Source organism: Acidobacteriota bacterium (assembly GCA_030949985.1).
GTDB lineage: Bacteria > Acidobacteriota > Polarisedimenticolia > J045 > J045 > JALTMS01.
Map to the genome: position 1 here is coordinate 119,821 of JAUZRX010000028.1, position 18,995 is coordinate 138,815.

General features: G+C 66.1%; 21 protein-coding genes. 9 read left to right on the forward strand and 12 right to left on the reverse strand.

The window, feature by feature from the left end:
- Positions 1-461: 461 nt before the first annotated feature.
- The 4 genes from Q9Q40_09205 to Q9Q40_09220 all read left to right on the forward strand — a co-directional run bounded on the left by Q9Q40_09205 (position 462) and on the right by Q9Q40_09220 (position 2,829).
- The gene (locus Q9Q40_09205) at positions 462-737 is read left to right on the forward strand and encodes a hypothetical protein (protein MDQ7007399.1); all 276 of its coding nucleotides are present in this window, start codon (positions 462-464) and stop codon (positions 735-737) included.
- A 123-nt stretch (positions 738-860) separates the two neighbouring features.
- Positions 861-1,496 (forward strand): hypothetical protein, encoded by a 636-nt coding sequence (locus Q9Q40_09210; protein ID MDQ7007400.1) that lies wholly within the window; start codon positions 861-863, stop codon positions 1,494-1,496.
- Positions 1,497-1,505: 9 nt separating this feature from the next.
- Positions 1,506-2,219 (forward strand): molybdopterin-binding protein, encoded by a 714-nt coding sequence (locus Q9Q40_09215; protein ID MDQ7007401.1) that lies wholly within the window; start codon positions 1,506-1,508, stop codon positions 2,217-2,219.
- A 100-nt stretch (positions 2,220-2,319) separates the two neighbouring features.
- Positions 2,320-2,829, forward strand: coding sequence for a tetratricopeptide repeat protein (locus Q9Q40_09220; protein ID MDQ7007402.1), 510 nt, complete (start codon positions 2,320-2,322; stop codon positions 2,827-2,829).
- Positions 2,830-2,860: 31 nt separating this feature from the next.
- Here the strand turns inward: Q9Q40_09220 and Q9Q40_09225 are convergent, their stop codons facing one another.
- The 4 genes from Q9Q40_09225 to Q9Q40_09240 form a co-directional block, all read right to left on the reverse strand.
- Positions 2,861-3,508, reverse strand: a complete 648-nt coding sequence (locus Q9Q40_09225; GenBank protein MDQ7007403.1) for a DUF3365 domain-containing protein — start codon at positions 3,506-3,508, stop codon at positions 2,861-2,863.
- The gene (gene fahA, locus Q9Q40_09230) at positions 3,505-4,827 is read right to left on the reverse strand and encodes a fumarylacetoacetase (protein ID MDQ7007404.1); all 1,323 of its coding nucleotides are present in this window, start codon (positions 4,825-4,827) and stop codon (positions 3,505-3,507) included. The genes Q9Q40_09225 and fahA overlap by 4 nt, the downstream gene beginning before the upstream one ends.
- Positions 4,828-4,865: 38 nt before the next feature.
- The gene (locus Q9Q40_09235) at positions 4,866-5,843 is read right to left on the reverse strand and encodes a hypothetical protein (GenBank protein MDQ7007405.1); all 978 of its coding nucleotides are present in this window, start codon (positions 5,841-5,843) and stop codon (positions 4,866-4,868) included.
- Positions 5,844-5,946: 103 nt separating this feature from the next.
- Positions 5,947-7,017 carry a KamA family radical SAM protein gene (locus tag Q9Q40_09240; GenBank protein MDQ7007406.1) on the reverse strand — a complete coding sequence of 357 codons (1,071 nt, stop codon included), beginning with the start codon at positions 7,015-7,017 and terminating at the stop codon, positions 5,947-5,949.
- 117 nt (positions 7,018-7,134) lie between these two features.
- On the opposite strand from Q9Q40_09240, the gene efp reads away from it, so the two are divergent.
- The 3 genes from efp (at position 7,135) to Q9Q40_09255 (ending at position 9,378) form a co-directional block, all read left to right on the forward strand.
- The gene (efp, locus tag Q9Q40_09245) at positions 7,135-7,698 is read left to right on the forward strand and encodes an elongation factor P (protein MDQ7007407.1); all 564 of its coding nucleotides are present in this window, start codon (positions 7,135-7,137) and stop codon (positions 7,696-7,698) included.
- Position 7,699: 1 nt separating this feature from the next.
- Positions 7,700-8,668 carry an EF-P lysine aminoacylase EpmA gene (gene epmA, locus Q9Q40_09250; protein ID MDQ7007408.1) on the forward strand — a complete coding sequence of 323 codons (969 nt, stop codon included), beginning with the start codon at positions 7,700-7,702 and terminating at the stop codon, positions 8,666-8,668.
- A 158-nt stretch (positions 8,669-8,826) separates the two neighbouring features.
- A complete protein-coding gene (locus Q9Q40_09255) occupies positions 8,827-9,378 on the forward strand; it encodes a hypothetical protein (protein MDQ7007409.1) in 552 nt (183 codons plus the stop codon).
- A gap of 145 nt (positions 9,379-9,523) precedes the next feature.
- Here the strand turns inward: Q9Q40_09255 and Q9Q40_09260 are convergent, their stop codons facing one another.
- The 7 genes from Q9Q40_09260 to Q9Q40_09290 form a co-directional block, all read right to left on the reverse strand.
- A complete protein-coding gene (locus Q9Q40_09260; GenBank protein MDQ7007410.1) occupies positions 9,524-11,170 on the reverse strand; it encodes an ABC-F family ATP-binding cassette domain-containing protein in 1,647 nt (548 codons plus the stop codon).
- Between the two features lie 234 nt (positions 11,171-11,404).
- The gene (locus Q9Q40_09265) at positions 11,405-12,703 is read right to left on the reverse strand and encodes an insulinase family protein (GenBank protein MDQ7007411.1); all 1,299 of its coding nucleotides are present in this window, start codon (positions 12,701-12,703) and stop codon (positions 11,405-11,407) included.
- Positions 12,700-14,094: a pitrilysin family protein gene (locus Q9Q40_09270; GenBank protein MDQ7007412.1), complete on the reverse strand. Its 1,395-nt coding sequence runs from the start codon at positions 14,092-14,094 to the stop codon at positions 12,700-12,702. The genes Q9Q40_09265 and Q9Q40_09270 overlap by 4 nt, the downstream gene beginning before the upstream one ends.
- A gap of 77 nt (positions 14,095-14,171) precedes the next feature.
- Positions 14,172-14,534: a stress response translation initiation inhibitor YciH gene (locus Q9Q40_09275; protein MDQ7007413.1), complete on the reverse strand. Its 363-nt coding sequence runs from the start codon at positions 14,532-14,534 to the stop codon at positions 14,172-14,174.
- 99 nt (positions 14,535-14,633) lie between these two features.
- Complete coding sequence (locus tag Q9Q40_09280) at positions 14,634-15,323, reverse strand: TylF/MycF/NovP-related O-methyltransferase (protein ID MDQ7007414.1); 690 nt, start codon at positions 15,321-15,323, stop codon at positions 14,634-14,636.
- 251 nt (positions 15,324-15,574) lie between these two features.
- On the reverse strand, positions 15,575-16,102 hold the full coding sequence (locus Q9Q40_09285; protein ID MDQ7007415.1) for a hypothetical protein: 528 nt from the start codon (positions 16,100-16,102) through the stop codon (positions 15,575-15,577).
- Between the two features lie 264 nt (positions 16,103-16,366).
- On the reverse strand, positions 16,367-16,600 hold the full coding sequence (locus tag Q9Q40_09290) for a hypothetical protein (protein MDQ7007416.1): 234 nt from the start codon (positions 16,598-16,600) through the stop codon (positions 16,367-16,369).
- Positions 16,601-16,729: 129 nt separating this feature from the next.
- Here Q9Q40_09290 and Q9Q40_09295 point away from each other — a divergent pair, with 129 nt between their 5' ends.
- Together Q9Q40_09295 and Q9Q40_09300 are read left to right on the forward strand one after the other, a co-directional pair.
- Positions 16,730-17,347 (forward strand): transposase zinc-binding domain-containing protein, encoded by a 618-nt coding sequence (locus Q9Q40_09295; protein MDQ7007417.1) that lies wholly within the window; start codon positions 16,730-16,732, stop codon positions 17,345-17,347.
- A gap of 137 nt (positions 17,348-17,484) precedes the next feature.
- On the forward strand, positions 17,485-17,907 hold the full coding sequence (locus Q9Q40_09300) for a transposase (GenBank protein MDQ7007418.1): 423 nt from the start codon (positions 17,485-17,487) through the stop codon (positions 17,905-17,907).
- Here the strand turns inward: Q9Q40_09300 and Q9Q40_09305 are convergent.
- Positions 17,859-18,884, reverse strand: coding sequence for an ISL3 family transposase (locus Q9Q40_09305; protein ID MDQ7007419.1), 1,026 nt, complete (start codon positions 18,882-18,884; stop codon positions 17,859-17,861). The genes Q9Q40_09300 and Q9Q40_09305 overlap by 49 nt on opposite strands.
- Positions 18,885-18,995: the final 111 nt, after the last annotated feature.

An 18,995-nucleotide genomic window follows, 5' to 3' on the forward strand; every position in this document is an offset into this window, starting at 1 on the left:
CGCGGTGCAGCGACAAGCAGGCGCTGGATAGGGCCACAAGGGCCGATAACGCGAAAAAGGCGACAAAAGGCCTGAACCTCTCTCTGGCGATGAAAAACATTCTGCTCTGGTCCTCGCCGGGCCTCGGAGGCCCCGTTCCCCCATCTCGAAGATGGTGCCCCCGCGGCGATCGGGAAAGCGGAAAATGACGAAATCGAGGCTCTAGAAGGCCCTGAGAGCCCTTTTACAAGCTGCGCATCAGCAACCATCGGAGCCCCCCGGAGCGTGCCGCGCAGTCCCGGACCCCGGCGCAGAGTTGTGGCAGATCGGCGTCAGAATGCGAAAAAAAGCAGGAAAGGCGCAAAAAAACGACGTTTTACGCTTGATCCCGAATCGTTGCAGTGCTACCAATGACGCGCTGTACAGCAGTGGTATGAAGCAGGTTTGTACGAACCCAGGCAAACAATGGAGGTAACAACCACATGGCCAGGAAAGCAGCCAAGAAGAAGACCACCCGCAAGAAGAAGACCACCCGCAAGGCCGCTCCCAAGCGCGGTGGCAAGAAGAAGGCCGCCAGCAAGGAGATGCTCCTCGTCGGCAGCAAGGTGAAGGCCGCCCTGCGCGAAGCCGGTGTCAACGTCTCCGCCGACGCCCCCGCGGCACTCAACGAGGTCGTCTACTGGTACGTCGAGCAGGCTGTCAAGCGCGCCGCCGCCAACGGCCGCAAGACCGTCCGCCCCTACGACTTCGTCGTCTGATCTCACGCCGGGGGCGGTCGGTTCATCCTGGAGCCCCGCCCCCTACGACTTCTCCCCAACCACACCCCGGATTCCCGATGCCTGCTCCGGCGGTCCCGGCTTTTCCGTTCCCGCGTGCAGCCGATGCGTGATCGGCTGATCGGGGCTCTTCTTTTTCTGCCGGTCCCTTTCGTCCTCTACCTGCTGACCCGGCATCCCCTGGGCGTTTTCTACTCGGTGGGCCTGGCCCTGGCGCTGATGCTCACCCATCGCTTCTACGCCCGCCCCTGGGCACGCAGGCGGGCCGTACATCGCTGCCTGTGGTGTGGCGGCAGCGCCCCCGAAGGGCCGCTGGTGGTGATCCAGGAGCCGCGGGAACTGACCACCTGGCGCTGCTGCCGCGGCTACCACGGCCTCGACCTGCGGGCCACGCTGGATCGGGCCTGGCGACTGCGCACGTGGTTGCGAGTGACGATCTTCACAGGCATCGGCGTCGTGGTGGCCCTGCCCCTGGCCGGGGCCTTCGGCGCCTGGGAGGGCTTCCAGGCCGCCGACGCTGTCGCCGCCTTCCGCCTTCTGGTGGCCCTGGCGGTGTTGCCTCTCGCGTGGCCGGGGACCCGCCGCGGCCCGATGCCGGAAAAACCGTTGCCCTCGCCTTTCCCTGTGCACATCCAGGCCCTGATCGGCTCGCGGGCCGTCCTCTGGCTTTTCCGCCTGGTCGGCGTCCTCTGGCTGGGACTCGGCCTGCTCCATGTGGCGAAGCGGAGCGGAATCGTCTAGATCTTCCCCGTGAACAGCAGCCGGCGCAGCGCACTTCTTCTCATCGGCAGCGAGCTTCTCTCGGGGCGCGTGCAGGACGAAAACTTGCGCTTTCTGGCCCGGGAACTGTGGGAATTGGGTGTCAGCGTGGAACGGGCCGTGATGGTCGGTGACGACATCGAAGAGATCGCGACCACCCTCTCGGCCCTCGCGGACCGGCACGACTGGGTCTTCACCACCGGGGGCATCGGTCCGACCCACGACGACCTGACCATCGACGCGGTGGCCCGCGCCTTCGGCGTCGAAGTCGTGACCGCCCCCCGGCTCGAGCAACTGATTCGTGCGCGCTGGGGAGACCGGACCACGGCGGCGCACCTGCGCATGGCCCGCGTGCCCCGGGGCGCGGTCCTCGAGGGCGGCGACCAGCCGGGATGGCCCACCGTACGGATGGAAAACGTGGTGATCCTCCCCGGTGTTCCGGCCATTCTCCGGCGCAAGTTCCAGGCCTTGCGGGAGCGTTTCCGCTGCGGCAGGTTTCACCGGCGTTCCGTGGCCTACGCCGCTGAAGAAGTGGACCTGGCGCCGATCCTGGAGCGCGTGGCCGCAAAGCATCCCGCGGTCCGCATCGGTTCCTACCCCCAGGAAGATCACGTGCTGATCACCCTCGAAGGAAGGGACGATCCGCAGGTGCAGGCCGCCGCGCGAACCCTGGAAGCGGCCACCGGCGATCTGCCCCGTTTTTGACGGATTTCGCCCGGACTTGCCCGGCCGGAACTCCGGCACCAAATTGACCCCTGTCTGGTTTCGGAAGGTTCCGACCCAGTGCCAGCAGGAGGTCGCCTCCATGTCGTGGCCGACGAGCAGCAAGCCGCCCGAGCCCCCCTCTCCCGCCGAGCGCTGGTTCCGACTCGGTGCCCAGCTCGTTCGCGAAGAGCGCTACCACGAGGCGCTCTCCCCTCTCGAGCAAGCCCTCTCCGCCTCGGTGGAGACCCCCGACGCGCCTTTCCTGAGGACGTTGCGCTCCCACTACGGGCTGACCATCGCCATGACCCGGGGAGACATCCGCCGCGGGCGTCGGCTCTGCGAGGAAGCGATCCTGCGCGGCCCGTTCGAGCCTCACCTCTACGCCAACCTGGCGCGACTCTACCTGCGCGCCCAGCGCAAGGACCTGGCGGCGCAGACCGTGGCCACCGCCCTCCGCCTGGCTCCCGACGACCCCCAACTGGCGAACCTGGCTCGTCGCATCGGTCTGCGCCGTGAGCCGATCTTCTCCTTCCTCGAGCGCAGCCATCCCCTCAACCGGCTGGTGGGCAAGCTCCGCCACCGCCTCGAGACGACCTTGCAGCATTCCTGAGCCGCCGGGCGACACCCGGCGGCGGCGGCAACTACTCGTCGAAGTAGAGGCGGGTCGAGAACGCGCCACGGAAATCGCCCAGCATGTAACCCCGGGCGTGGTCCTGGGGATAGCGTTCATCGAGAATCCGGCGCACCTGGGGATCGAGACTCTCACTGGGACCGTGGCAGAGCAGGCAGGCGGCTTCCACGACTATCGGCTTGAAATAGTGCACGCCTCGCCGCTCCCCCTCCTCGATGGGAACGAAGAGTTCTTCGGCCGGTTGGCCCTCGACATGAAGCTGCTCGAGGCGGGCGAGATACTCGGCCTCGAAATCGGTCGGCGCATCCCCCGGATGGCGCGCCTTGAAAGATATGCGTCGCAGCACGAGCTGATCGCTGGATTTTTCCAGGGCCAGCTTCGGGGCCACCTGCGAGCAGACATCGATCGCCGCGGCCGGCCCCTTCTCGGAGAGTTCCTTGACCAGCACCGCCTTGAGAGCGCCCCCGAAATCCACGGTCGCCTCCCGCAGACGCTGGCGCACCGCCTCCGGAATCTCCTCGGCCGTTGCGCTCACCTCTTTCGCCGGGGCCGCGGCGACCGCGGCTTCCTCTTCCTTCCCGGAAGGGGTCGAGGTGCAGGCCCCGGCCAGGACCAGGGACGCCAGGGCGAAGAACAGGATGGTGTGCGAGGTCTTCATGGGCTGTCTCCCTGGCGCGGATCGGCCGCCGAGTCGATGGCCGGCAGGATGCGGCCGGTCACCTCGCCGAAACCGACGCGGAAGCCGTCACCCTGGGCCCAGCCAGTCAGTGTCATGGTATCGCCGTCCTCGAGAAACTTGCGCTCCTCGCCGCTTTCCAGCCGCAGCGGCTCGGTGCCCCGCCAGGTGAGTTCGAGCAGGCTGCCCCGGGATTCCCGAGTGGCGCCGCTGATCGTACCGGAAGCCATCAAGTCGCCCGGCTGCACGGGACAGCCTCCCACGGTGTGGTGGGCGAGCTGCTGGCAGATGTTCCAGTAGAGAGTGCGGTAGTTACCCCGTCCGATGACCTGGGGGCGATCCATGCGCTCGGTGGCCAGCAGGGTCTCGAGCCGTACGTCGTAGGACCATGGTTCGGGGGAGCGCAGGTAGGGCAGGGGCTCGAACTCCGGCTCGGGCCCGGCGCAGCGGAAGGGCTCGAGAGCCTCGAGAGTCACCACCCAGGGCGAGATGGAAGTAGCGAAGTTCTTGGCCAGGAAAGGCCCCAGGGGCTGGTACTCCCACTTCTGGATGTCCCGGGCCGACCAGTCGTTGACCAGCACCAGGCCGAAGATGTGATCGCCCGCACGCTCGATGGGGATCGGCTCGCCCATGGCGTTACCCGGCCCCACGAAGAAGCCCATCTCGAACTCGTGATCGAGGAGCCGGGTGGGACCGAAGACGGGCCGCTGAGCGCCGGGAGGCATCATCTGGCCCCGGGGCCGCCGGATCGGCGTTCCGCTGATCACCACCGAACTGGCCCGGCCGTGGTAGGCCACCGGCAGGTGCAGCCAGTTTTCCAGCAGCGCGTTGTCCTTGCCGCGAAACATGGTGCCCACGTTGGTGGCGTGCTCCCGGGAGGAATAAAAATCCGTGTAGTCGCCGATGCGGGCGGGAAGACGCAATTCCACGGCGCCCAGGGGCAGCAGGGCCCGATCCCTCACCGCCTGATCGTCCCGCAGCTCGGCCACGTCCTCCCGCAGCAGATGCTGCAGGCGCCTTCGCACGGCGCTCCAGGCCGGGCGGCCCCGGGCCATGAAGGCGTTGAGGGCATCCCGGGCGAAGATCCCCTGCCCCGCCACGGGAGTCGAATCGAGCAATCCCGCCTCGTCGAGCACCGACAGGTCGCAGACCATCTCGCCGATGGCCACGCCGACCCGGGGGGCGCCGCCGGCAGTGGGAACGAAAACCCCGTAGGGAAGATTCTGAATCGGAAAATGGGACTCGGCGGACACCTCCACGAAGGAACGCAGGTCTGCCGTGGGGTAGGAATCGTGGCTCATGATCGTTGTTTCTCCATGACGGGAACCCATGGCCCGGGTCACAAATGCCCCAGTTGCCTGAGATCTTCCCGGGGCTCGTCGAAACTGCAACTCCCGAAACTGGTGACCCGGCGGCGGCGCGCGACGACCACCTGTTCGGCCGTGGCCGCCAGATCACGCCAGCGGAACACCGCGCCGTCGAAGACGAAGGCCGATGGGTCTTCCTCCGCGACGATCCGGCGCACCGCCTGCTCGTCGAGATCGTGAACGTCGAGCAGCACACCGGCACCGAAGACGTTCAGAAAACCGTGCTCGTAGACCCCCAGGTCCGGGCGGAAATGGCGTAGGGGGTGGTGCAGGCCGGCGGTGGCCTTCATCGCCACACCGGCCCGACGACAGGCCAGCAGCGCGGCGACCACCAGGTCGACGTCGGGGTACAGCCCGGCCTCGACCCCGCCGCAGCGCAGCTTGAAACCGCCCTCGAGAAAGCGTCCCCCCGGTGCGGAGCGCCGGACCGCCAGCTCGCCCAGGGCTTCGACGGTCGCCTGCACATCCCGGATCGCGGTCGGATCCCGCGGCGTCAGGGCCGCCTCGAAGAACACCCCGGCGGGAGCCGACAAGTGTTCGTCGAGGGCCGCGGCATAGTCTTCGAGGCCGGCCACCGGTGCTGCGGGGACCGGCGGCAGCTTCTGCTCGAAGACGTCGGGCTCCACTCGGTCACCGCCGTCGTCGAGGGCCTTGGCCACTTTCCCGGCCACGGCGATCGCCGCCTGCGGCAGGGCTTCCCAGCGCTCCGGAGCGGCCGAGAGGACGGAAAGGAGCCAGGGCCGGGACGGGTCTCCCGCCTCTCGGCGCAGCGGCAACAATTCGGAAAGGCGGGTTGCGGGGATGATCAGGCGGCCGAGCATCCAGGCCTCCGATCCCCGGAGGTATGCGGCGTAGTTGCGGGCCGTGGTGTCGAGGTCGAGGGCGGCGGGAGGAAAAAGCCCCGCGTAGTCCACCAGCCCCGCCAGAAAGGCCCGTGCGCTCTCCTGCATGGGTTCTCCCTCGGAGTTTCCGAAGCCACCGGGCTTACGACCCGGCCGGGTCAGTATTGCGGATGGTAGCACCAGGATCCCTCCGCCACCGGCCACCAAGACGCTACCGCCCCTCCTCCCTGCCCTCCGCCTCGTCTTCGTAGTAGGTCTCCCGCCCCCCGGGCCGGGGCACGCGCCAGCGGCCGGGACCGACGGGCTCGAGCCAGCTCACCGGCACCTTGCCGCCCCCGTCCGGGGGGTCGAGCACGTAGGTCGGCATCGCGGGACCGGGCAAGGCCTCCCGAAGACGGCGGACGATCTGCAATCCCCGCGCAATGGGGAGTCGAAACCGGCGGGTACCCGCCACCCGGTCGGGATGATGCAGGTAATAGGGCTTGACGCCCCGCTCGTAGAGTCCCCCGAAAAGCTCCGCCAGCACGGCCGCATCGTCGTTGACCCCGGCGAGCAGCACGCTCTGGGCCAGCAGCGGCACGCCGTGGCGCATCAGGGTCCGGAACGCCCGGTCGCTGGTCTCCCGGAGCTCCCGGGGGTGGGTGGCGTGAATCACCGTCCACACGGGCCCCGGCCGAGCGCCGCCGAGCCAGGCCGCCAGATCCCCGGTGATGCGATCGGGCTGGTGGATCGGCGCCCGCGTATGCAGGCGCAGGGTCCTGAGCTTCGGGATGCGACCGAGGGCCTCCAGCAGGCCGACCAGGCGGGCATCGGGCAGAACCAGCGGATCCCCGCCGGAAAGGATCACCTCCCGCACGCCCTCGAGCCGCGCGATGGTCGCCACCGCCTGCTCCAGGTCCGCCTCTCCCGGCTCGGCGGCCTCGCCGGCTCGGAAGCAGAATCGACAGTAGAAGTGGCAGCGGCGCGTCACGAGCAGGAGGGCGCGGTCCGGATACTTTCGGATCACCAGGGGATGGGGCCGCCCGGCACCCTCGCCGACGGGATCCGCCAGCGCCCCGGCATCGCCTTCCAGCTCCTCGGGATCGGGCCAGGCGATCCGGCGGAGCGGGTCGGCGGGATCGTCGGGGTCGATCAGGGAGAAGTACTCCGCCGGAAAGCGCAGGGGCAGGCGACGGGCGGCCCGGCGAACCCGGGGACCGAGAGTCTCACCCAGGCGTGCGGCGGCCTGCTCGAGGGGGAGGGCGCCGGAGGGAGCCGGGGAGGAAGGAGGCAGGGGGCGCATGGCTGAAAGGGTCTCCTGGGGGGATAATCCGGCTTCGCCTCTGGCTTGGCCGTGGTAGATTCTCCGCCTTGTGGGCGGCGTCTCCATACCGCCTGGTATTTCGAAAAGGATAATCCCGTGTACGAGACCAGCAATCTGAAGAAGGGCGTGAAGATCGAGATCGACGGCGAACCGTTCGTCATCGTCACCGCCGAGTTCGTCAAGCCGGGCAAGGGCAACGCCTTCACGCGCTGCCGCATCAAGAGCCTGATCACGGGCAACACCATCGATCGCACCTGGCGCTCGGGGGAGAAGATCGACAAGGCCGAAATGGAAGAGCGGCCCATGGAGTTTCTCTACGAATCCGACGGCGAGTACCACTTCATGGACACATCGAGCTACGAGCAGTTCTCGCTGCGGGCCGACAACCTGGGCGACCAGGCCAACTGGCTGACCGAGAACCTGGCCGTCGACATGCTCTTTCACAACGGCAAGCCCCTTTCCATCGAGCTGCCCAATTTCGTCGAACTGCAGATCGTCGAGACCGAACCGGGGGTCAAGGGCGACACCAAGTCCAGCGCCACCAAGCCCGCACGCTTGTCGACCGGTGCCACGGTGCAGGTGCCCATGTTCCTCAACGAAGGTGAGTGGATCCGCATCGACACCCGTACGGGCCAGTACGTGGAGCGGATCAAGCGCTGACGTGAGCCGACCCTCCCTGCCTGTTCTGCTCGAACAGCGCGCGCGCATCCTGCGGGCTGTCCGCGACTTCTTTCACCAACGGGACTTCCTCGAGGTCGAAACCCCCTGCCGGGTGGTGTGCCCGGGCCTCGAGCCCCACCTCGAGGCCTTCCCCGCCGGAGACGGAAAGTACCTGGCCACGAGCCCCGAGCTGCACCTCAAGCGCTTGATCGCGGCAGGCGCCGGGCGCATCTTCGAGATCGCCCACGCCTTCCGCGACGACGAGGGCGGCCCGTGGCATCGCAGCGAGTTCCTGATGCTCGAGTGGTACCGGAGCGGCGCCGGTCTCGACACCTTGATGGACGACGTCGAAGATCTGGTGCGCACCGTCGCCGCGGCGGTCGGGCGGCTCGATCGGCCCGCCCGGGGCTGCGACCTGCGCCGGCGCGCGGAGCGGCTGACGGTGCGCGAGGCCTTCGGACGCTGGGCTTCGCTCGACCTGGCCGATCTTCGCCGCCGGGACGACCTGGCGGCGGCGGCCCGACAGCGCGCCGTCGCGGTCGACCCGGCGGACGGCTGGGACGAGATCTTCTTCAAGGTGCTGATCCAGCTCGTCGAGCCCCACCTGGGTCGCGAGCGGATGACCATCCTCAGCGCATATCCCGCCAGCCAGGCGGCGCTGGCCCGTGTCCGCGACGATCCCCGCTGGCCGGTGGCCGAACGTTTCGAGCTCTACGCCGGCGGTCTCGAACTGGCCAATGCCTTCGACGAACTGACCGACGCCGACGAACAGCGTCGGCGCCATCTGGCCGACCAACAGGCGCGCCGCCGCCTCGGACGCGACGTGCCCCCTCTCGACGAGCCGTTCCTGGCGGCCCTCGCCTCGGGGATGCCGCCTACGGCGGGAATCGCCCTGGGACTCGAGCGCCTGATGGCCCTGGTCCTCGGGGCCGAGAGCATCCACCAGGTGATGCCGTTTCCCGAGGAATGATTTCAATTCCGCAACGAGACCACGGTTTCCGTCGGAAACCACCGGCCGCAGGCCGGATGGCTTCAGGCTCCTGCGAAAGGCCCTGGACCCCGGCGGGAGAGTGGCGCGATGTGGTTCGGAGTTTGCAGTCCAGGAGCGCACCTGATCCGAGGATGCCTATGGGACCGCGCCTCCTACCCCTCCTTCGCTTCGCCTGTCTGCTGCTGGTAGCCACAACGTCCTCGGTATGGGCCGGTGTACCCGGCCAGCAACGCCAACCGCCGGCGCCGGCCCGATGGGTGCGGCAGACTTCCGACGCTGCAAGAGTGTCGGCGCCGGCCCATTCCTTCCAGGCCTCGACTCGCTTCGACGTCCGCGCCAGCCGGCTGGGTTTCTCGGCGCGCCGCTCGATCGACGTCACGGCCCGGATGGAGGGGCTCAGCGGGCGTGTCGACGTCCGCCTCGATCGGCCCATCCGCTCCATCCTGGGCATTCGCCAAGTCGAGTTGGAGGTGCAGGTGCTCGACGAGCGGGGCGTGGTGGTCTCCCGCCTGCGGGGTGTCGTGGAGCCGGGAAAGAAATCGTTTTCCATACCCCTGGTGCTCGATACGCCCGGGCGCTACACACTTCTTCTCGATGACAGCGGCCTGCGGGCGGGCAAGGCCCGGCTCAGGGTGCAACCCGCGGGCAGGGCCAGTCTCGATATCATCGCCACCCGCATGAGTGAATGATCTGCCGCGGGACTGTTCCCGCAGACGCACTGTCAGGGTCCGGGACAGTGGCTGCCAAGCCCCCGGCCGACGCTCCAGCGGCCGGCCCGCATCGCAACATCGAAACGGCTCGCGCCCACCGCCGGTGCGAAACTGAGACATGTTTCTAAGGGTCCTGGCGGGCCTTCTTCCGCCGCGCCCGGCGCAGCACGGCGTCCACGTCCAGGTGATCGTCGCCACAGGCCGCCAGGTAGTCGTCGTAGGTTCCGGGAAAGTCCGTCATGCCCTCGGAGGTGATTTCGATCACACGGGTGGCCAGCCGGGAGACGAACCAGCGGTCGTGAGAGACGAAGATCACCGTGCCGTCGTACGCCTCCAGGCCCCGGGCGAGGGATTCGATCCCCTCCAGGTCCAGGTGGTTGGTCGGCTCGTCGAGCACCAGGACATTCGGCTTTTCCACGCCCAGGCGCGCCAGGATCAACCGCGCGCCCTCGCCCCCGCTCAGGCTGCCGATGCGCTTGTCGACTTCTTCCCGGGAAAAGAGCACCCGGGCCAGGTTCGCCCGCACGAAGCCGATAGGCTGCCCGGGACAGTGACGCCAGAGCCAGTTTTCGATGGACTCCCCCGGAGAGCCGGCGAGCGTGTTTTCTTGAGGGAAGTAGCCCCGGTGGGTCTCGTAGCCCCACTCCACCTCGCCCGCGTCCGCGCTCACCTCGCCCATGATGATCTTGAGCAAGGTGGACTTGCCGATGCCGTTGGGTCCGATGATCGCCAGGGCATCGCCCCGCCGCACCGTCAGGCTGACGTTCTCGAGCACCCGGTTTTCACCATAACTCTTGGAGACGCCCCGCACCTCGAGGACCGTCTTGCCGCTCGGGCGACAGGCCCTGAAGACGAAGTTGGGATAGCGCCGGGACGAGCGCGGCAAGTCCTCGATGACGATCTTCTCGATCAACTTGGCCGTGCTCTTGGCCTGCCGGGCCTTGGTGGGCTTGGCCCGGAAACGCTCGACCGTGGCTTTGTGGTCGGCGATTTCTTTCTCGCGCAGCCGGATCTCGGCCTCCTTGCGCTCACGCTCCGCCCGCTTGGCCAGGGTAAAGTCGGTGTAGTTCCCCCGATAGAGGGTCGCCCGCTCGTAATCCACGTCGATGATGTGGGTGCAGACGTTGTTCAAAAAGCGGTGATCGTGAGAGACCACCACCGCCAGGCCACGGAAATCCAGCAAGAACTTTTCGAGCCATCGGATGGAGAGGATATCCAGGTGGTTGGTCGGCTCGTCGAGCAGCAGGATGTCGGGATCCGAGGCCAGGGTGCGGGCCATCAGCACCCGCAGTTTGAACCCTCCGGAAAGGGTGGACAGCGGCCGGCGCTGCACCGCGGCGGGAATGTTCAGCCCCTCGAGGATCTGCGCCGCCCGGGACTCCATGTTGTAACCGTCGTAGTGGAGGATGACCTCTTCCAGTTCCCCGTAGCGATCGATATCGAAGTCATCCCCGGCCGTCTCGAGGAGTGCTTCCTTTTCTTGCACCGCCTGCCAGAGGGCCTCGTTGCCCATCATCACCACGTCGAGAATCGGTGTGTTCTCGAAACGGAAGTGGTCCTGGGTCAGGAACCCCACCCGAGCCTTGCGTGGCATGGCGATCGTCCCGGCGCTGGCCTCTTCTTCCCCGGTAAGCAGGCGGAGAAGGGTGGACTTTCCCGACCCGTTGGCGCCCACCAGTCCGTAACGGTTGCCTCGATGAAGCTGCAGAGAGACCTCCTGAAAGAGGGTCTGGGCTCCATAGGTCTTGGCAACGCCCGCGAGTGTGATCATCCGCAAGATTCCTTGTGCCGGAGAAGGTCGCCCGGCCGCCACACAAGATAGGAGAGGATCTCTCGCAACGCACCTTGCCGCAGGGGGTTCCCTGCCACCCCACGAGTGGCCGGATTCGGGGGCCACGGACGCGATCGGCCGCCGCAGATCGTCGGCGAAAGCCCCGGGGCGACCCGCGGCAGGCCTGCCGCCGAGCCGTCAGGACGGCGGACGCGCACCCCACGCCGATCCGCATCAACGGGGCTCGACCCGGACCATGGTGAAGTCGTCGGGGTCGTAGAACTCCTCGATGACCTGGTTGACCTGCTCGAGGGAGACCCGGGCGGCCGCTTCCACCAGGCGATCGCGGAAACCTGGCCGGCGATTGTGGCGCAGGTCGTCCATCGCCTCGGCGAGGCGGCGGGCAGGATCCTGGACCCGACGCAGGCGGCGACCGCGCAGAGCCGCGGCCGCCAGGGACCGCTCGTCCTCGCTGATGCCGTCGTGATGGAACTGCTCGAGCACGCGGCGCAGCTTCCGCTCGGTGTGGTCCGCGTTGGCGGTGCGGGTGAAGGTGCCCAGGGCATAGCCGGTGCTGACCACACCGCCGAGTCCCGAGGAACGGGCGCCGTAGGTCTCGCCGCCCTCGTGGCGCAGAGCGCGGTAGAGACGGGAAAAGAAGTAGCCTCCCAGGGCATGGTCGGCGAGCATCAGGGCCGGGTAGCGCGGGTCGTCGTCGGTCAAAGACTCACGGGTCAAGGCGAAGTAGACCTGGGTCAACCGGGGGAGCCGGACCCTGACCCGGGCAGGCCGCCCGGTGCGGGGCGCCGCGGGCAGATAGGTGGGCTCGACACCCTCGGGCGGCTCCTCGAGGAGTGGAGGCAGCAGTCCTCTCGCGGCCGCCCGGGCGTCTTCCGCGGTGATCGCACCGGCGAAACCCACGACGCGGCCGGGAAGCCTGAGCAAGGTGTCCCGGGCCCGGCGAAGGGCTTCGATCTTGGTGGAGATCTTCGGCGGACGTTCCACCGCACGCACGCGAGGGTCGTCGGGTTGGAAGAGCAGACGCATCTGGGCCTGCCGCAGACGGAAGTGGGGATTCTTGAGCTGGAACTTCCAGCTCACGGACGCGGACTGCCGCCAGCGGCGCAGTTCCCGGCGGTCGAAATCATCGTTGCCCAGGACCTTCCGCACCAGGTCGAGAGTCGGCTCCAGATCGTCCCTGAGGAACGAGACGCTCAAGGTGGAAACCCGGTCGGAGGTCCGCAGGCCCAGGTTCACCCCCAGCTCGTCGGCCCGCCGGCGCAGACGACCCGCGGGGTCGTAGAACTGGGCCCGGAAGGCGGTGTCGACGTGGTGTCCGCGCACCCAGGGGGCGTCTCGCCCCGCGGGAAAGTCGATCTGCAGATGAACCAGCGGCACGCGGTGGTCTTCGACCACCACGAGCCGGGTGCCGGGGTCGAGGTCGAAGACCCGCGCACTCGCAGTACCGGCCGGGGCGGGCGGGAGGACGAGCAGCAGCGTCGCCAGGCAGCAGAATGTCAGCGCTTTCTTCATCGCTGCAACAAGGGATAGAGCCAGCCGAAGAGCTGGACGTAGAGGGGAACGTGCTCGGGCCGGATGATCAGCATGACCGGTTCGGCCTCGGCGAGATAGGTGCGATAGACCCGCCGCACGTCCTCGAGGCGCACCGCCTCCAGTTCCGACGCGTGCCGCAAGGCCAGTTTCTCGTCACCGCGCCACCACCTGGCCCGTCCCAGGCTATCGGCCAGCGCCACCGGCGAGTAGGCCCCCCGGTACACACGCTGAAGCAATCGCCTGCGCGCTCCTTCGAAACCAGCCTCGTCGAGCCACTCCATGCGGGCGAGGACTTGCAGCGTCTCGCGCACCAGGCGCCGTTCGGTACGCTCCCGGTGGTAGGGCAAGAAAGCGGCGGCAAAGATCACCGCCCCGCCCTTCCGGAACTCGAGGTGCTCGGTCTGGGCGTAGATCGCCTTCTTGCGCCTCCGCACCAGTTCTTCGACGAAGGGATCGATCCGGCCGCCGCCGAGCAGTTCCCGCATCACCTCCAGCGCCGCGTGGTCGGCTGAATCCGGCGACGGCAGCGGAAAGCCCGCGATCACCGTCTCCACCGGCGGCAAATCCTCTTCGAGGCGCACCAGGCCGGGCATCGGCCAGCCCATCACCTCGGGCACGTCCTCAGGCGGCCCCGCGCCCGGCTCGAGGGACCCGAAAACCTCCTCGACCCGGGCCAACACCCGCCGCGGATCCACCGGCCCCACCACCACGAGGTGCACGTTGGAAGGCCGGTAGTAGCGTCGATAAAATCCCCGCGCCTGCTCCAGGTCGGCGCGGGCGATGTCTTCCTTGGTGCCCGCCGGGGTCACAGCGTAGGGGTGCTCACCGAGAATCGCCTCGAGGGCTGTGAGCATCACCCGTACCATGGGGTCGTTCTCGGTCCGCAGGCGAAGTTCCTCGGTGACGATCTTTTTCTCGTTGGCCAGGTTCTCTTCGCTCAGGGCCAGGTTCACCAGGCGATCGGCCTCCAGCGCGAGGACTTCGTCATGCCCGGCAGGCGGAATCTCCGAAATGTAGACTGTCTCGTCAAAGGAGGTGAAGGCGTTTTCGTAGCCCCCATGACTCTCGTGAAGCAGTGCGTAGTCTTCCTTGGAATGCTCCACCGTCCCTCCGAACATCAAGTGCTCGAAGAGGTGGGCGAAGCCCCGGGTCTCCTGTTCTTCGTTGGCGGATCCAACGTGCACCCAAAGCTCCGTCGCCACGGTACGGAGGGCGGGATCGGGGAGAACGGTGACATGCATACCGTTGGCCAGCGTGCGGGTGACCAGACGATCCTGGAGATCGACCGGGGCATCGGCGCGGAGCCCCGCGACGCCGACCAGGGCGACGAACCACGTCAGCAGCAGGACTCGAGCCCACCCAAGCACCATGGCACCTCCCGCAAGGGACCGATTCTACAGCACTCGCTCATCGCCGGGCCGGCAGCCGCAATCTCCTGCGCCGCCTTTCATCCCTTGGGCGCCCAGCCGCGGCGGCGGAGTTCGGCCAGCAAGGCCGCGCGATGCTCACCCTGGATCTCGATCCGCCCGTCCTTGACGGTGCCCCCTGAGCCACACATGCGCTTGAGTTCACCGGCCAGATTCCTGAGAGCGGCGCCATCGAGCGGCAGGCCGAGAATCACGGTGACCGTCTTGCCGTGCCGGCCCTTGCGTTCGCTGTAAACCCGGACCGGACCGAAAGCAGCGCGCGCCCCGGTCGACTCCCTGCAGCGGCAGCCGGCAAGGGGTTGTTCACAGACGGGGCAGGTCGAGCCGAGCTCACTCGAATAAACCAGGCCTCCGCCGCCATTCTTTCCCCCGCGTCTATTCATGGCACCTCCCGATCTCCCATGTGCCAAAGCGGTTCATGCTTCGCCTGGTTCACGTTCATAGCCGGGGCCAGTGCGCCAAGCAACCGGTTCAGGGGGCGGTCAATGCTTCCGGACCACACATTGTCCCGTGGGCAGATAGCAGGGAACATCCCGTGTCCCCGCAAAAAACTCGTCAACGGCTTCTTTCGCTCCCGGGCAGGTCACAAAGCCGTAATCGTCGAAGACGAGCAGGCCACCGGATGTCAGCCGTGGATAGAAAAAGGAACAGCAGTCGAAGACCGACCGGTAAATGTCCACATCGACATGCACGAAGCAAAAGCGGCTCTCCCGTACCGTTGTCGCCGAGGCGGGAAACCGCCCGGGATGAAACGCAACACGGTCCAACCCCTGCAGAAATGCCCGCACGGCATCGAGGGACGTGTCGTCGAACTCGCCCCTTTCGTGGTAGTCGCGCTGCGGATCGGTTTCGGGCATACCGCAGAATGTGTCGAACAAATGCAGCGTCTTGCCCGAATCCCCGAGAGCCTCGCCAAGCAGCCGCGCGGTCCCGCCCCGGTAGACCCCCACTTCGGCTACATCACCCTCGAGCGGCAGCACCGTGCGCAGCCATTGCCAGAGCATGTAGCAGCGCACCTTGTCCACCACGGTATGGTCTTGAACCCGCTCCATCACCTCGCGGAAGGCGTCGTCGGAGTCCCAGGGCTCGATGGGATTGGGACGCCCGTAACGCACGAATTGGATCAGCGGGAGCACCCGCCACAAAACACGCTGCGCTCTGCGCTTGAACACGCTGCCTGCCTCCCAGGAAGTCCGCCCGGCCGGGCCCCTACGGTGCACGACAGCGAGGCCCAAGACAACCGCCTCGAAAGAGAAGCCGGGCGATGGACCATCCTTGCCCGGGGTCGAGCCTCAGCAGACGCCACTGGGTAAACGAGCTGAAGGCGACCTGGAAAAACCCGGCGGTGGGGACACTCAGCAACAGCGGCCCCGCCGCAACCCGAACTGCCAAGCACTCCGATCCTGGAGTCAGCCCAGGTCTTTCATGAGCGCTGTTTGCAGTCGGCCGGCACAACCGTCGGACCGCAGCCCAAATTGCAATCGACGGAGGTCGATGTCCTCTTCTGACCGTCCTTGCCCGTCTGGGAGCATTCCCCGCCCGTGATCTTGGGGTTTTCGGTGGTTCCCGAGTTGATTTGCGTACAGGTGTCCCCCTTGACTCCTTTGAGATCGAATTCCTTTCCGTTGTCACAAAAGACGCTGAAATTGGGCTCCAGTATGTTGGGACTGCCCGTGCCGTGATAGCACCCAGCGAGAGTCCCGATCACGACCTTCTCGCACCCCCGCGTGCACGTGGCAGAAGCTGAATCCTCCAATGCCAGGTCCACACACTTGTATTCGCCGGGCACCAGCTCGGAGCAGGTAAAATCGTCTCCCTCCACCCAGAGCCAGAGCGGAATACCGCTGGGGCACGTAAACGTAGCCACGTGCGTGGTGGTATCGGCGACAGCAACTCCCGCCAATGCCATCACGAGAACTGCCAAGATGCCGATTCTCGAGACTCCACTCATGAATGAACCTCCCTTTTCAGCCTGTTGCACGAACCTTTTCCATCCGGCCGCCGGTTCACCATGAACGGGCATCATGCCGGATGAAGATCAACTACCCTGAAAACGTTACCACGTTTGCGGAGGTGGGGTTGGCAACAGATTATTCGGCGGCAGTGACCGAATAGTGACGATGCCGTCCCCTCCGTTCCTCAATTCCTCTCGGCCCACGTCCTCACGAACAGCTCCTTCCGCTCGACCACCGGACGCACGTTGCGCACTTCAGCCCTATCCCCCTGCCCACCAGCAGGTTGCTCGTACTTTCCCGGCCACCCGCAAACGCTTCCTGACGGAGGAGTCCTGTGCGCCACAGCCCGGTCGTTCGACCTCCGCGCCCTCCCGCTCCGCCCGGAGATGCTCGAGGCGCTCGATCTGGGCCTGGCGCACGGCGGTGTTGTCCATCTTCAGCAGCCCTACTTGGGGCAGAAGCGCGCGAGGGCCTTGACCTTCGAAGAGCTTCACGAACGGCACTTCCAGGATGTCCACCGCTTGGCGCTCTGGCTGACGCCTCCTGCCAGGTCACTCCCGCTTCCGAGAGGGTTCCACTCTCACACGCAGCTACCAACGGCCGGGCGCAGCAGACTGGCCCTCATGCCTGCCGCCGCACCGTCGACGGTCTACCGTCCCCGCCACCCTGAGCGCTCGGACTTCTACAAGATCTTCGAGCAACACTTCGAACGCTACCTCTCGGTCTACGACGAGCGCTACGAGCCGCGGTGGGGCCCGCTACGCCCCGTCGTCCAACCCGCAGTCGAGCGTTTCCTCGACTGCGGTCGGCTCGAAGGCGGCTTCGCCCGTGTTCGATGCGAGCGTTGCGGTGCCGAGCACCTGCTCGCGTTCTCCTGCTCTTGTCGCAATTTCTGCCCGTCGTGCCAGGCCAAACGCGCCGCTCTATTCGCCGAGAAGCTCGTCACAGAGGTGCTCGCGCCGGTTCCCCGTCGGCATCTCATTCTGACCCTACCCCGCGCCATTCGAGGCCTGTTCCGACGCGACCGCAGGCTGCTCGGAATCCTCGCCCGCAGCGCCTATGACGTCATCCGCAAGACCTCTGACGCCACCCTCGAGCGACGGGATCTCCGCCCTGCGGTCGTCCTCTCGATTCAGACCTTCGGATCCTTCGCCAATTTCCATCACCATATCCACGCCGTCGTGGCCGCCGGCTGTTTTCGTGACGACGGCACGTTTCATCCCATAGCTCGTTCCTGTTGAACAAACGCTGCATCACAGGTGAAATGGCTAGAAAGGCCAAAATCCAGCACGAATTCGGCAAATTAGGAAACGCGGATCCTCTCGCTGTGGCACAATAGCAGTGACAAAGCTGACCACGGCCAAAGGGAGGACCCGCGTTGCGTTTGAAATGCAATCCCCAGAAGAGTCTGAATCTCTTCGGATCCCATCTGAAGATCACCAATGAATACCACGCCAAATACGAGGCGATTGCTACCATCCTCGACGAGGTGCCCGCGCTCGTGGACATGGTTCACAAGGACTTGGATCGAGCGCTCGATTCTACGGAGCAGAGAGATCGGCGAGGGCGTAAGCACGTTTTCACCGCAGAGAATGTGCTCCGGATCCTGGTCTGCCAGGCCATCGAAGGCGAGTCGTTGCGTGGGATCGTCATCCGGATCGACGACAGTGGCTTCCTGCGGCGGTTTGTCCGGATCGACCATGGCCCGATGATGGACTACACAACGCTGTGCAAGCTGAAGAACTCGCCTCCTCAGCAGAATCTGTGGGTGCCTTCCGGTTCTGGCAACTTGCCAAGTTGATGATACATCGCGATTTTGGAGGCGTGAGCGGTGCGGAATCCGTACGCTTTTCTGGTGGCGACTTTCAGTTTGTTGTTCAGCCCTTCAGCCGCACCGGCCGAGATCTCCCCGCGCGCACGAAACCAGTTGAGCAGAAGCTCCCTGTGGCCGCGCATGGAGCGTGCGATCTTCTTCATCGGGTCGATTCGGGATCTCATGACGCGGGTACACCATTTGTCGAGGAACTTGCCCGCCCACGCGGCTCGGGTGTAGTTCCAGAACGGATCGAGCGCCTCCTTCAGCAGGTAGGCTCGTACAGTGGCAAGGTTGTATCGCAGGAGTTCGGCGAGCCTGACTTCCTGGTTTCCGGTGAGATTCTCGGGCCGCTTGAGCAACAGCCATCGCGTCTTCTTCAGGACCGGCTCGTAGCCGTCGGCGACCAAGCGCCTGGCCTCCTTGGCACGCACTTCGTCGATGGCTTTGTTGATCCGAGCGACAAGATGGTAACGGTCGAGCACATGGACAGCCGCGGGCACCCGCTCTGCGATGATTCTCAGGTAGGGCTTCCACATGACGCTACAGACGAAGCGAAGGCTGGCTTTGCGTTCACCGAACCAGTCGAAGAAGGCGCGAAGTGGAGCCTCTTTTCGATCCTCGCCGACCCACAGTAGGCGTCGCCGGCCCTGTGTGATTTCGTAGACAACCGTCATGAAGCCATACCCGCGTTTCCAAAGGACTTCATCGACACCGATAGCCGCTACCCCTGACAGATCCCGGTGCTCCTGGCCCCATTCGACAGCGAATTTCACGGCTCGAAATACGGTATTCCAGCTGCTACGGAACACTTTCGCGACTTCCAGCCAACTCAGCCGTTTGGCCCACCGAGCCAGAAACCACGCATAGCTGGTGGTGATTCTGCGTTTGCCATCGGCCCACGGAACATCCTCTACGACAACGCCGCATTCCGGGCATTGAACGCGCCGCATGGTGTAGACCAGGAATGCCGGGATTCCCTAGAGCGGCACGAAAGCAAAGCGCCGTTTACCGAGCGTATCGTAACCGGGCCTCGCTTTCCCGCACCCAGAGCAGATCGGCCGGCTGTTCGACCG

What these genes read in the sequence shown, in the direction of transcription:
- Q9Q40_09205 (MDQ7007399.1), top strand. Translation starts at nt 462, where the DNA reads ATGGCCAGGAAAGCAGCCAAGAAGAAGACCACCCGCAAGAAGAAGACC.
- Q9Q40_09210 (MDQ7007400.1), top strand. Translation starts at nt 861, where the DNA reads ATGCGTGATCGGCTGATCGGGGCTCTTCTTTTTCTGCCGGTCCCTTTC.
- Q9Q40_09220 (MDQ7007402.1), top strand. Translation starts at nt 2,320, where the DNA reads ATGTCGTGGCCGACGAGCAGCAAGCCGCCCGAGCCCCCCTCTCCCGCC.
- Q9Q40_09225 (MDQ7007403.1), bottom strand. Translation starts at nt 3,508, where the DNA reads ATGAAGACCTCGCACACCATCCTGTTCTTCGCCCTGGCGTCCCTGGTC.
- fahA (MDQ7007404.1), bottom strand. Translation starts at nt 4,827, where the DNA reads ATGAGCCACGATTCCTACCCCACGGCAGACCTGCGTTCCTTCGTGGAG.
- Q9Q40_09235 (MDQ7007405.1), bottom strand. Translation starts at nt 5,843, where the DNA reads ATGCAGGAGAGCGCACGGGCCTTTCTGGCGGGGCTGGTGGACTACGCG.
- Q9Q40_09240 (MDQ7007406.1), bottom strand. Translation starts at nt 7,017, where the DNA reads ATGCGCCCCCTGCCTCCTTCCTCCCCGGCTCCCTCCGGCGCCCTCCCC.
- Q9Q40_09255 (MDQ7007409.1), top strand. Translation starts at nt 8,827, where the DNA reads ATGGGACCGCGCCTCCTACCCCTCCTTCGCTTCGCCTGTCTGCTGCTG.
- Q9Q40_09260 (MDQ7007410.1), bottom strand. Translation starts at nt 11,170, where the DNA reads ATGATCACACTCGCGGGCGTTGCCAAGACCTATGGAGCCCAGACCCTC.
- Q9Q40_09265 (MDQ7007411.1), bottom strand. Translation starts at nt 12,703, where the DNA reads ATGAAGAAAGCGCTGACATTCTGCTGCCTGGCGACGCTGCTGCTCGTC.
- Q9Q40_09270 (MDQ7007412.1), bottom strand. Translation starts at nt 14,094, where the DNA reads ATGGTGCTTGGGTGGGCTCGAGTCCTGCTGCTGACGTGGTTCGTCGCC.
- Q9Q40_09275 (MDQ7007413.1), bottom strand. Translation starts at nt 14,534, where the DNA reads ATGAATAGACGCGGGGGAAAGAATGGCGGCGGAGGCCTGGTTTATTCG.
- Q9Q40_09285 (MDQ7007415.1), bottom strand. Translation starts at nt 16,102, where the DNA reads ATGAGTGGAGTCTCGAGAATCGGCATCTTGGCAGTTCTCGTGATGGCA.
- Q9Q40_09295 (MDQ7007417.1), top strand. Translation starts at nt 16,730, where the DNA reads ATGCCTGCCGCCGCACCGTCGACGGTCTACCGTCCCCGCCACCCTGAG.